10 protein-coding genes are annotated in these 13199 nt (G+C 36.5%); all 10 read left to right on the top strand.

All coding sequences use genetic code 11. The features are described from left to right. Positions 1 to 537: 537 nt before the first annotated feature. Entirely contained in the window at positions 538 to 1575 is a 1038-nt protein-coding gene (locus BCR22_RS09105; RefSeq protein ID WP_069654616.1) for a methionine ABC transporter ATP-binding protein, read from the top strand. Positions 1576 to 1624: 49 nt separating this feature from the next. After that, on the top strand, positions 1625 to 2254 hold the full coding sequence (locus BCR22_RS09100) for a methionine ABC transporter permease (RefSeq protein ID WP_069654697.1): 630 nt from the start codon (positions 1625 to 1627) through the stop codon (positions 2252 to 2254). Positions 2255 to 2289: 35 nt separating this feature from the next. Beyond that, positions 2290 to 3141 (top strand): MetQ/NlpA family ABC transporter substrate-binding protein, encoded by an 852-nt coding sequence (locus tag BCR22_RS09095; RefSeq protein ID WP_069654615.1) that lies wholly within the window; start codon positions 2290 to 2292, stop codon positions 3139 to 3141. Positions 3142 to 3447: 306 nt separating this feature from the next. Then, on the top strand, positions 3448 to 4218 hold the full coding sequence (gene sufC / locus BCR22_RS09090; RefSeq protein ID WP_069654614.1) for a Fe-S cluster assembly ATPase SufC: 771 nt from the start codon (positions 3448 to 3450) through the stop codon (positions 4216 to 4218). Between the two features lie 14 nt (positions 4219 to 4232). After that, on the top strand, positions 4233 to 5519 hold the full coding sequence (gene sufD, locus BCR22_RS09085) for a Fe-S cluster assembly protein SufD (RefSeq protein WP_069654613.1): 1287 nt from the start codon (positions 4233 to 4235) through the stop codon (positions 5517 to 5519). Continuing rightward, positions 5516 to 6751: a cysteine desulfurase gene (locus tag BCR22_RS09080; RefSeq protein ID WP_069654612.1), complete on the top strand. Its 1236-nt coding sequence runs from the start codon at positions 5516 to 5518 to the stop codon at positions 6749 to 6751. The genes sufD and BCR22_RS09080 overlap by 4 nt, the downstream gene beginning before the upstream one ends. Beyond that, positions 6738 to 7205 carry a Fe-S cluster assembly sulfur transfer protein SufU gene (sufU, locus tag BCR22_RS09075; protein WP_069654611.1) on the top strand — a complete coding sequence of 156 codons (468 nt, stop codon included), beginning with the start codon at positions 6738 to 6740 and terminating at the stop codon, positions 7203 to 7205. The genes BCR22_RS09080 and sufU overlap by 14 nt, the downstream gene beginning before the upstream one ends. A 48-nt stretch (positions 7206 to 7253) precedes the next feature. Further along, the gene (sufB, locus tag BCR22_RS09070; RefSeq protein ID WP_069654610.1) at positions 7254 to 8648 is read left to right on the top strand and encodes a Fe-S cluster assembly protein SufB; all 1395 of its coding nucleotides are present in this window, start codon (positions 7254 to 7256) and stop codon (positions 8646 to 8648) included. A gap of 607 nt (positions 8649 to 9255) precedes the next feature. Continuing rightward, positions 9256 to 9891 carry a hypothetical protein gene (locus tag BCR22_RS09065; protein ID WP_069654609.1) on the top strand — a complete coding sequence of 212 codons (636 nt, stop codon included), beginning with the start codon at positions 9256 to 9258 and terminating at the stop codon, positions 9889 to 9891. Positions 9892 to 9958: 67 nt separating this feature from the next. Next, entirely contained in the window at positions 9959 to 13168 is a 3210-nt protein-coding gene (gene hsdR, locus BCR22_RS09060) for a type I restriction-modification system endonuclease (protein ID WP_069654608.1), read from the top strand. Positions 13169 to 13199: the final 31 nt, after the last annotated feature.

Below are 13199 nucleotides of genomic sequence, written 5' to 3'. Positions count from 1 at the left end.
GAAGTTCCCTTACTAGTGGATCACCATCAAGTTACTACGTCAAAAAAGGTAGACGAGTGGCACAAGAAGTAAGCGTACCAGAGTAGATGATGAACAATACTTGGCGAACGAAGTGAGAGAAGTTCCCTTACTAGTGGATCACCATCAAGTTACTACGTCAAAAAAGGTAGACGAGTGGCACAAGAAGTAAGCGTACCAGAGTAGATGATGAACAATACTTGGCGAACGAAGTGAGAGAAGTTCCCTTACTAGTGGATCACCATCAAGTTACTACGTCAAAAAAGGTAGACGAGTGGCACAAGAAGTAAGCGTACCAGAGTAGATGATGAACAATACTTGGCGAATGAAGTGAGAGAAGTTCCCTTACTAGCGAATCACCATCAAGTTACTACGTCAAAAAAGGTAGACGAGTGGCACAAGAAGTAAACGTGCCCGATGAAAAATAAGATAATTAATCTGTCTATTATTTCACAACACAGCGCAAAGCATGTAGTATAATAAAAAAGAAGCAAAACCAAAGAAAGCGGAGGGGAAAAAATGCCTCTAATTGAATTACAACACGTAAAAAAAGAATTTTCTGGTAAAAGTGGACAAGTAACAGCTGTGAGTGATGTTTCATTGACAGTCGATCGAGGAGATATTTATGGCATCGTCGGCTATTCTGGTGCCGGTAAAAGTACATTGGTTCGTTTATTAAACGGTTTAGAATTGCCAACGCAAGGTGAAGTCGTTGTCCAAGGGCAAAATGTTGCACAAATGGCGAACCGTGAACTACGTCAATTTCGAAAAAAAATTGGGATGATCTTTCAACATTTTAATTTATTATGGTCAAGAACGATTCTAGAAAACATTATGCTCCCTTTAGAACTTGCCAATGTTCCAAAGAACGTGAGAAAAGAACGGGCCCAGGAACTTTTAAGTTTAGTTGGATTAGAAGGTCGTGGGGATGCTTACCCAAGCCAATTATCTGGTGGGCAAAAGCAGCGTGTAGGGATTGCTAGAGCGTTAGCGAATAATCCTGAAATCTTGCTTTGTGACGAAGCAACGAGTGCACTAGATCCGCAAACGACGGATGAAGTATTGGATCTACTGTTAGAAATCAACAAAACACTGAATTTAACAATTGTTTTGATTACCCACGAGATGCATGTGATTCGCAAGATTTGCAATAAAGTTGCCGTGATGGAATTAGGACAAATTGTAGAAGAAGGTGACGTTTTAGAAGTCTTTAGAGATCCTAAACAAGCTGTTACAAAACGCTTTGTCCAACAAGAATTAGAACCTAAAGAAGACACAGAAGAGTTATTACAAGAGCTGATTCAGGAAAATCCAGCGGGACTTGTAGCGACACTTCAATTCAGTGGAGACAATGCAAATGAGCCTGTCATTTCACAAGCAATTCGAAAGTTTGCTGTAGATATCAATGTGGTTCAAGGACAAGTGCAACAGGCTAAAGAAGGTGCATTTGGCACACTTACAGTCATGATCACTGGATCATCGATTGAAGTAGAAAAAGCAGTAACGTTCTTCAAAGAAAAAGAAGTAGGTTTGGAGGTGATTCACCGTGGCGAATGAAACATTTGTAGAGAAGTACTTAAATTTCAGTCGGGTGAATCCAGAATCAATGAAACAAGCCGCAATTGATACATTATTCATGACGATTGTTGCGATGATTTTTGTTATTATTATCGGATTTTTGTTAGGGCTATTACTGTATAGCTTAAGTCGTAATAAATCACCATATGCAAAGGTATGTTACAGTATTTTGTCAGTTGTTAGTAATATTTTTCGATCGATTCCGTATATTGTTTTGATTATCTTATTGATGGATTTCTCAAGAAAACTAGTTGGGACAGGAATCGGCGCAACAGCAGCAATTCCTTCATTAATCGTATCAGCAGCACCATTTTATGCTCGCTTAGTTGAAATTGCGTTTCGTGAAGTTGACAGTGGGGTGTTGGAAGCGGCAGATGCAATGGGTGCTTCTAGAATCCAAAAAATCTTTAAAGTACTCATTCCCGAAAGTACCCCAGCACTACTATCTGGTGTGACACTTACAACAATTACGATGATTGGTTTTACTGCAATGGCAGGAATCATTGGCGGTGGTGGACTTGGTGGCTTAGCTTATCAAGAAGGGTTCAGCCGTAACAATAATACCGTTACGTTGATAGCTACTGTTTTAATCTTAATTATTGTGTTTATCATTCAATTTGTCGGTGATCAATTAGTGAAACGTTCTGACAAACGATAAACAATCAAAATAGAAAACAATTGGAGGAAGTAAATATGAAAAAGAAATTATTCGGTTTAGCAACATTAGCAGTTGTGGCGTTTGGCTTAGTCGCTTGTGGTGGATCAAAAGACAAAACAGATGATAGTCAATCAGCTGGCTCTGAAAAAGAATCTTCTGTTCTAAAAGTTGGCGCATCTGCTTCCCCCCATGCAGAAATTTTAGAACAAGTAAAACCCATTCTTAAGAAAGAAGGCATTGATTTAGAAATCGTTCAATTCGATGATTATATTTTGCCAAATAAAAACCTAGCTGAAGGCGATATCGATGCAAATTACTTCCAACATATCCCTTACTTTAATTTACAAGTTAAAGAAAACAACTATGATTTCGCAAATGCTGGTGGTATTCATATCGAGCCAATGGGTCTTTATTCAAAACGAATCAAAGATATCAAAGACTTAAAAGAGGGGGCAACAGTCATTACCTCAAATTCAGAATCTGACTGGGGTCGTATCATTACAATTTTACAAGATGCTGATTTAGTAACGGTCAAAGATGGGGTTGATTTAGAAACAGCAACGTTTGAAGATATCGATAAAAATCCTAAAAACTTGAAGTTTATCCATAATATCAATCCAGAAGTTCTAACAACAACATATAATAATGACGAAGCAGATCTTGTCGCAATCAATGCAAACTTTGCATATAGTGCAGGTTTAAACCCTTTGAAAGATTCAGTGTTACTTGAAAAAGATAACTCACCCTATGTAAATATTGTGGCTGTTCGTTCAGAAGACAAAGATAGTGATAAAATCAAAAAATTAGTAGATGCATTGCACAGTAAAGAAGTTCAAGATTGGATTCTTAAAAAATGGGATGGATCAGTAAAACCAGTAAATAAATAAAAATGAAATCTGAAACAAGTGCTTAAACTGCTTGTTTCAGATTTTTTGTTCGAGTTGAAATAATATCGAAATGAAATAGATCTTTTGTTCAATTTTGTGGCTGTTTTCATGTAAAAAGGAAAAAAGTAATTTTTAATGAAAGTATAGATAGCCATTTTAGAAAGATTCTAATTAAGTCTATTTTTTCACAAAGAAAAGCTAGACTAAATAAGAATTATTCTAGTAAAGAGATTGCTTATCATTCTCAATTAGGATAAAATGAATGAGAACGATAAAACAATAATTTTAAGTTGGAGGGAATTGTACATGTCCGTTTTAGAAATTAAAAATTTGCACGTATCAATCGAAGATAAAAAGATTTTAAAAGGGGTTAACCTGACCATGAAAACAGGTGAAATCCACGCAATCATGGGGCCAAACGGAACAGGTAAATCAACCTTATCTGCTGCGATCATGGGAAATCCTAATTATGAAGTCACAGAAGGCGAAATCTTGTTTGATGGCGAAAATGTATTAGATCTTGAAGTGGACGAACGTGCCCGTTTAGGTTTATTCCTTGCAATGCAATACCCAAGTGAAATTCCAGGAATTACAAATGCTGAATTTATGCGTGCCGCAATCAATGCAAAACGTGATGAAGACGATAAAATTTCAGTAATGGAATTCATCAAAAAATTAGACAAAAAAATGGACCTTTTAAATATGCCAGAAGAAATGGCTGAACGTTACTTAAACGAAGGCTTCTCTGGTGGAGAAAAGAAACGGAACGAAATCCTACAATTATTGATGTTAGAACCAACATTTGCAATCTTAGATGAAATCGATTCTGGTTTAGATATCGATGCGTTGAAAGTTGTGTCAAAAGGCGTAAACGAAATGCGTGGCGAAAACTTTGGTGCATTGATCATCACTCACTACCAACGTCTATTGAACTACATCACACCAGATGTGGTGCATATCATGATGGAAGGCCGTGTCGTGAAAACTGGCGGTGCTGAACTTGCCAAACGTTTAGAAGCAGAAGGCTATGCAGGAATCAGCCAAGAATTAGGTATTGAATACAAAGAAGAAGCATAAGGAGGACAAGATAAATGAAGGAAATAACAACAGCAAATTATCTTGACGACATCAACGCTTTTTCAGCCCGTAACGAAGAACCTACTTGGATGACGGACTTACGTGTAGCGGCTTTAGAAAAAGCTGGAAACTTAGAATTACCAAAGATCGAGCGTGTGAAATTTCACCGTTGGCCTTTGTTTAATGTGAATACTGAAGAGTATGCACCTGAAACAATGAACATCCCAAGCTTTGACGCAATGAAAGACAATCCAGTAATCGTGCAACAAGGATCGATCACAGCGTTTGAACAACTTTCAGCTAAATTAGCAGATCAAGGGGTGATTTTCACTGACATGTTCACAGCATTGCAAGAACATGGCGATTTAGTCAAAGAATATTATATGAATAAAGCGGTTGAGATGGATGAAGATAAATTAACAGCGTTCCATACAGCCTTTATGAATAGTGGTGTGTTCTTATATGTACCGAAAAATGTTGTCATTGAAGAACCGATCGAAGCAATCTTTATACAAGATTCAGCGAGTGAAGAATCGTTCTTCAAGCATGTATTGATCGTAGCAGATGAGCATAGTGAGTTTAGCTATTTAGAACGATTCCAAACAATTGGCGATCAAAAAGTAAAAGTATCAGCTAATATCGTGGTTGAAGTGATTGCAAAAGCTGGTTCAAAAGTGAAATATTCTGCTGTGGATCAATTAGGCGAAAATGTTTCAACGTATATGAACCGTCGTGGACATATTATGCGTGATGCTTCTGTTGATTGGGCCTTAGGTGTAATGAATGATGGTGACGTAGTTGCTGATTTTGATTCTGATTTAGTGGGTGAAGGCTCTCATTCAGAAGTTAAAGTTGTGGCAATTAGTGCGGGCAAACAAACACAAGGAATCGATACTCGTGTAACCAATAAAGCGTCTCACTCTGTAGGTCACATTCTACAACATGGTGTTATCCGTGAGCGTGGGACATTAACTTTCAATGGAATTGGTCATATCTTAAAAGGGGCTAAAGGGGCAGATGCCCAACAAGAAAGTCGTGTCTTAATGCTTTCTGATAAAGCCCGTGGCGATGCGAACCCGATTTTATTGATCGATGAAAATGAAGTAACTGCAGGGCATGCAGCCAGTGTTGGTCGTGTTGATCCAGAAGAAATGTACTACTTAATGAGCCGTGGTTTACGTAAAGATGATGCGGAACGTTTGGTTATCCGTGGCTTCTTAGGTTCAGTGATCACAGCGATTCCTGTTAAGGATGTTCAAAAAGAATTTGTAGACGTAATCGAAGGGAAGTTGAATGCATGATAAACGCAGATAAGATTCGGCAGCAGTTTCCCATCTTGTTTCAAGAAGTAAATGACGAGCCGCTTGTTTATCTGGATAATGCAGCAACAACTCAAAAGCCTAAAGCAGTTTTAGATAAACTGACTTATTATTACGAACACGATAACGCCAATGTCCACCGTGGTGTGCATACGTTGGCAGAACGTGCGACGAAAGAGTACGAAGATGCCCGTGAAAAAGTTAGAGCCTTTATCAATGCGAAAGAAACAGCGGAAACGCTCTTTACCCGAGGCACAACGACTAGTTTAAACTGGGTTGCAAAAAGCTATGGTGATTTAGCAGTCGAAGCAGGGGATGAAATTGTGATTTCCTACATGGAACATCATTCCAATATCATTCCTTGGCAACAATTAGCTGAACGAAAAGGCGCAACCTTAAAATATATCGAAATCACAGCAGATGGCTTTTTAGATATGGAAAGTGCAAAAAAACAAATCACGGATAAAACCAAGATTGTTTCTATCGCGCATGTATCGAATGTTTTAGGTGTAATCAATCCAGTGTCAGAGTTGGCTAAGCTAGCTCATAGTCACGGTGCTGTCTTAGTTGTCGACGGTGCGCAAGCTGTCCCTCATATGCCAGTAGATGTTCAAGCAATCGATGCTGATTTTTATGCATTTAGCGGGCATAAAATGTGTGGTCCAACTGGAATTGGTGTATTATATGGAAAACGTGAATTACTAGATCAAATGGAACCAGTGGAATTCGGTGGGGAAATGATCGATTTCGTGAATTTGCATGACAGTACGTGGAAAGAACTGCCTTGGAAATTTGAGGCTGGAACCCCAAATATTGCTGGAGCAATCGCTCTAGGTGCGGCAATCGATTTTCTAACGGAGATTGGGTTAGAAGAAATTCATCAACATGAAGCGGAATTAGTGGCTTATGCGTTACCAAAACTATTGGCGATTGAAGGTCTGACGGTTTACGGACCGCAAGATCCAGCCCATCATACAGGCGTTTTGGCGTTTAATTTAGATGGCTTACACCCACATGACACTGCGACAGCGTTAGATATGGAAGGCGTGGCCGTTCGTGCAGGACATCATTGTGCCCAGCCATTACTGAAATATTTAGACGTTCCGGCGACAGCTCGTGCAAGTTTCTATCTTTATAATACCAAAGCAGATGCTGATCGATTGATCGAAGCAATTTTAGCGACAAAGGAGTTTTTCCAACATGGCTCTATCTAGATTAGATAATTTATACCGTCAAGTGATTTTGGATCATTCCAGCCATCCTCATCATCATGGAACATTAGCAGAATCAAGCAAGAAAATCGAAATGAATAACCCAACTTGTGGCGATGTGATCGAATTGCAAGTGGCTATTGAAGACAATGTCATTAAAGATATTGCTTTCAGCGGAAGTGGCTGTTCGATTAGTACAGCGAGTGCAAGTATGATGACAGATGCGGTGATTGGGAAGACATTAGCCGAAGCAGAAAAGTTGGCTGAAGATTTTTCTCAGCTGGTGCAAGGAAATGATGTACCAGAGGAAGAAAAATTAGGTGATGCAGCGATGCTTAGTGGTGTAGCAAAATTCCCCGCTCGGATCAAATGCGCAACATTGGCTTGGAAAGCATTAGAACAAGCAGTTGAAAATGACGGACAAGGAACCGCAGGACAATTACACTGCGAAGAATAATAAATAAGTTGAAGTCAGTAAGGAATCAAGAAAAGGACGTGAGATAATTTGAGTACTGTACCTGAGTTAGAAGAATATCAATTTGGTTTTCATGATGATGTGAAACCAATTTTCAGTACGGGAAATGGACTAACAGAGGAAGTTGTTAGAGAAATTTCACGTAAGAAAGAAGAACCAGAATGGATGTTGGAATTCCGTTTGAAATCATTGGAACAATTCAACAAAATGGCCATGCAAGAATGGGGACCAGATTTATCTGATATTGATTTTGAAAAAATCAAATATTTCCAAAGAGCCAGCGATAAACCTGCTCGTGACTGGGATGATGTACCAGATAAAATCAAAGAAACCTTTGAAAAAATCGGGATTCCAGAAGCAGAACGTGCTTACCTAGCTGGAGCTTCAGCGCAATATGAATCAGAAGTGGTTTACCACAATATGAAAGAAGAATTCCAAAAATTGGGAATCATCTTTACAGATACCGATTCAGCGTTGAAAGAATACCCAGATATATTCAAAAAATACTTCGCAAAATTAGTCCCACCAACAGATAACAAATTAGCCGCACTAAACTCAGCGGTTTGGTCTGGTGGAACGTTTATCTATGTACCTAAAGGTGTTCGTGTGGATGTGCCATTACAAACATACTTCCGAATCAATGCGGAAAACACAGGACAATTTGAACGTACACTGATTATTGTTGATGAGGGCGCAAGTGTTCATTACGTAGAAGGCTGTACAGCACCTACGTATACAAGCAATAGTTTACACGCAGCAATCGTTGAGATCTTTACTCATAAAGATGCGTATACACGTTATACAACCATCCAAAACTGGTCAGATAACGTTTATAACTTGGTAACAAAACGTGCCAAAGCTTACGAAGGCGCAACAGTTGAGTGGATCGATGGAAACTTAGGGGCCAAAACAACGATGAAATACCCAAGTGTTTATCTTGATGGAAAAGGGGCTCGTGGCACAATGCTTTCAATTGCATTTGCTGGGGAAGGCCAAATTCAAGATACAGGGGCGAAGATGATTCATAATGCGCCAAATACATCAAGCTCGATCGTTTCTAAATCAATTGCCAAAGACGGCGGTGAAGTGAATTACCGTGGTCAAGTAACGTTTGGAAAAGATAGTGCTGGCTCGATTTCACATATTGAGTGTGATACGATCATTATGGATGATAAATCGAAATCAGATACGATTCCGTTTAATGAGATTCATAACAGTCAAGTGGCGTTAGAGCATGAAGCGAAGGTTTCGAAGATTTCGGAAGAACAGCTTTATTACTTGATGAGTCGTGGGTTGACTGAAGTTGAGGCGACTGAGATGATCGTTATGGGATTTGTGGAGCCGTTTACGAAGGAATTGCCGATGGAGTATGCGGTTGAACTTAATAGATTGATTTCTTATGAGATGGAAGGGTCTGTTGGTTAACCCTTTAATATGTGCTAGGAATACTGTTAAATCAGTATTCCTAGCCTTTTTAATTTTAGGTGAATCATTAGATAGTTTGTTCAGCCAAGATTATGAAGTATTACGTATTATGAAGCAAAGTGGGTTCTTACTTAAATAATAATATTTTTAAAGCTATGTTGATAGAGGATTAAATTAGTCGCTATATCGTTACAGATAATAACAAAGCTGATCTACTTTGGAAGTTTATTAATTCTGAGTATCTAAGAGTTATTAACTCCAAGGACTTTCATGCAAATGAAGTTGAAGATATGGAAATGTTTTTAAAAGAGATACTAGATAAGAAGGATGAAACAGATTTAGGTAGAGTAGATTGTTTTAAGATTAAACAATTAACTGAATCTCTAGAACAATTAATTGAACGCTTAAGATAACGGATATAGTTAATAGTAATTAGTTTCTTTTACTAATCAAAATTATATATAGCAAGATTTGGTGGGTAAAATTAAAAGTTAGAATTGTTATTAACTTAACGATTCTAACTTTTTTCATACATAATTGCTAGTTATACCTATATATTTATACATTTATGAAAAAAATATGATACAATTATTTTGAGGTGAGAATATTGTTCAAAAATAGTGAATTATTATTCAATAATGTTGATACTGTAAATAAACTAAAAGATAAATTGAAAGAATATCATAAAGAAGAGATTGAAGGGAAAGAAGAACAACTTTTAAATATATTAATTAAAGCTATGGAAAAAAGAATTAGTGTTCGATATTTTTCAATTATGAAGCAATGGAATGACAAAAAAGACCCTAATAAGGAACAATGGGGATTTATTTTGATGAGTGTTAACTGTATTTTAATAGAACTTTATTTTCAAATCGTTAATGGTTTTGTTTATTCTGATGATTGTGGTAACTCAGTATGTGATGCTTATCGTAAAGCAATTCCAGACTTAATCAGTAATACGAGTGCTGAAGATGGAGAGCAATTTTATTATGATATCAGGTGTTCGCTAATTCATCAGGCTCAAACTAATCGAAGGGTAGCTATATCTTTTGAGATTTCTAAGGAGATTTTGCCGAATAACATAGAAGGAGAGCAATATTTTTTGTATAATCCTTCGCTAATATTCATTTCAATCGAGGAGAAATATAAAAATGTATTTAAAAAAGCCATGAATACAGAGGAACATACTTTAAGGAATAACATACTCAAGAAAATCGAATATATTCTTTATAAAAAAGTTTGATATTATGTGGTGAAATTTTTCGATAAATTAATCTATTGTCTGATTTGAAAAGAGAAGAGGAGAAGTAATGGAGAGTAATTTTAGTTTTTTTTCTAAAAAATGGGTATATTTAGCAAATTTGGGAGAGGCTGCACAAAGAAATGCTTTTCAAGATCCAAATGCTTCATTGATTAAAACGAGGCAATATAGTGAAGCCATGGTTGAAGCAATTTTTAGATTAGAGAATATGAATATTCCTAAAGGTTTTAATCAATGCGATAAAATTAATTATCTAAGTAATAAAGGTGTTTTATCGAAGTCAATTACAGAGATTTTCCATAGGGTTAGAATGATAGGGAATAAAGCAGCTCATAACGGAAATTATGGTACTACAGATGAAGCAAAAGAATCAGTCAAATTTATTTTTTATTTGGGTTGCTGGTTTATGGAAGTTTACGATATTCATACCTTTAAAGCGCCTGAATTCCAAACCTTAGTGGACGAGGATTCTATACGAGAAAGTAAAATTGCAACATTAGAAAACCATCTGCTAAAACAACAAAAAGAATTTGAGAAAACATTAGATTTACTAAAAGGAATCTCCCAAACTTCAGAGACAAAAAAGGAAAGAAGAGAGGCATCAAAGAAGTTTACTTCTCAATACCCATTAGACGAAAAAGATACAAGAGTATTAATTGATCAGCAATTGAGAGATGCAGGTTGGGAATGTGATACTAAAGAGCTGAATTTCAAAATAAATAAAACGATGCCTAAAAAAAATAGAAAAATGGCAATTGCAGAATGGAGATGCGGAGATAAGTGGGCAGACTATGCCTTGTTTAATGGAACTAAGTTAATTGGTATTGTTGAAGCAAAGAAATATGAGAAAGACATACCAGGAGATATTGGACAAGCAAAGGAATATGCTAAGAACGTTCAATCAATTGAAGGAACTGAGTTGTTTTATTCTGATAGAGATTATAAAGTTCCTTTTATCTATGCAACGAATGGGCGTCCTTATTTGAAACAAATTGAAGAAAAATCAGGTATTTACTTTTGGGATAGCCGTACACCTCAAAAAGCTGAAAGAGCATTGGAGGCATGGCATAGCCCAAAAGATTTAGAACAAAAACTAAAAAGTGATGAGCAAGCTGCAGATCAAGAACTTCAAAATGAGCCCTATCCAGAGTTTGCCGAAAGAAACTACCAAATTGAAGCAATTAAAGCTGTAGAAGCTGGTTTAAAAGATAATAAAGAAAGAATGTTGCTCGCAATGGCAACGGGAACAGGGAAGACTAGAACTGCTCTGGCTCTGATGTATCGATTAATTAAAACCGATAGAGTTCGTAGAGTTCTATTTTTGGTAGACAGAACTGCGTTAGGCACACAGGCAGCAGATGCATTAAAAGATACGAAAATTGAAAAATTAGCTTTTTCGGACATCTATGATGTCAAAGAAGTTACGGATGCTATGCCAGAAGATACAACTAGGATTCAAATCTCAACAGTTCAAGGAATGGTACATCGACTTTTTTATAGCGGAAATGAAAAATCAAAACCTTCGATAGGACAATATGATTTTATTATTGTGGATGAAGCGCATAGAGGATATACAGAAGACAGAGAAATGTCAGATGAGGCTTTATTATACATGAATCAGAATGATTACGTGAGTCAATATCGTAGAGTCATAGACTTCTTTGACGCTACTGTCTTAGGTTTAACAGCAACACCAGCTTTGCATACAACAGAAATTTTTGGGGAACCAATCTATACGTATTCTTATACCGATGCGGTGGTGGATGGTTATCTTGTAGACCATGAACCACCTTACAAATTTGAAACTGAGCTTTCTAAGAATGGTATTTCTTTTGTTAAAGATGAAGAAATTGATGTATGGAATAATGAAAGCCAGTCAATTGATAAAACAAAGCTTAAAGATAATCTGTCATTCGAAGTCGATAAGTTTAATAGGAAAGTGATGACAGAAGAATTTAATCGAGTAATTCTAGATCGATTAACCGAAGATATACATCCAAATGATGAAGAAAAGACCTTAATATTTGCGGCAAATGATCAGCATGCAGATAAAATTGTAAAACTATTAAAAGAAATTTATTCTGATAAAGGTGTTATTGTTGAAGAACATGCAATTGAAAAGATTACAGGTGCTATCTATGATTCGGGGCAAATGATTAAGCGATTTAAAAATGAAAAGTATCCAAGTATTGCAGTGACAGTGGACTTATTAACAACGGGAATTGATGTTCCTGAGATCTGTAATCTAGTTTTCTTAAGAAGAGTTCGTTCAAGAATTCTTTACGACCAAATGTTAGGAAGAGCAACAAGGTTGTGTAAGCGTATCGGAAAAGAATCATTTAAAATCTACGATGCTGTACATTTATATGATGGTTTACAGAAAATTTCTGATATGAAACCAGTCGTTAAGAATCCAAACCATTCAATTACTTACTTGTTAGATGAAAGTCTTCAATCAAAATCAGAGGAAGAGTTCAATTTTTATAAGAAAGAATTGATTGCAAAGCTACAACGAAAAAAGCAATCCTTAACTGAAAAGCAAGAGGAAGAGTTTATGGAGAGAAATAATGTAGATTCCATTGATAAATGGTTGCAAAATTTAAAAGAAATGAGTAAAGTAGAACTACAATCTCAAGTGAAACAAATTGAACGAATGGCTCAGTCAAAAAATGTTCGCTATTCTATGTACATCTCAAATCATAAAGATACGTTTATTGATGAAACACGCGGGTATGGAGAAGGGAATGAAAGACCCGGAGATTATTTAGATAGTTTTAATCGATTTATAAGAGAAAATATGAACTTGATTCCTGCATTACAAATTGTTGTAAAACGACCAAAAGAATTGACAATAGTCGACTTGAGAAGTATTCGATTGACGTTAAAAGAAAAGCACTTTGATGAAAAAGACTTACAGTCTGCTTGGAAAAAAGAAAAAAAAGAAACAATTGCTGCTGATATTATCAGTTTTATTCGTCAAGCTGCGTTAGGAAGTCCATTGGTACCTCATGAGCAACGAATTAAAAATGCAATGGAAAAAGTTTATCAAATGTCAGACTGGACGAATATACAGGAAAGTTGGTTAAATCGTATTGAAAAGCAACTTCTTCAAACAACAGTGCTTGCTCCAACTGCGAAAGAGTTTTTTGAGGAAAATCAACTTTTTGAAGATAGTGGTGGGTATAATCGAATGAAGCAGATTTTTAAAGATGATGTCGATACCATTGTAGAAGTTATAAATGATAATTTATATGCATAATAAGATTCGGACTCTTGAAAAAGGGTCCGAA

Source organism: Enterococcus plantarum, from assembly GCF_001730295.1.
Taxonomy (GTDB): Bacteria; Bacillota; Bacilli; order Lactobacillales; family Enterococcaceae; genus Enterococcus_L; species Enterococcus_L plantarum.
This window is presented reverse-complemented; position numbering and strand designations above follow the sequence as displayed.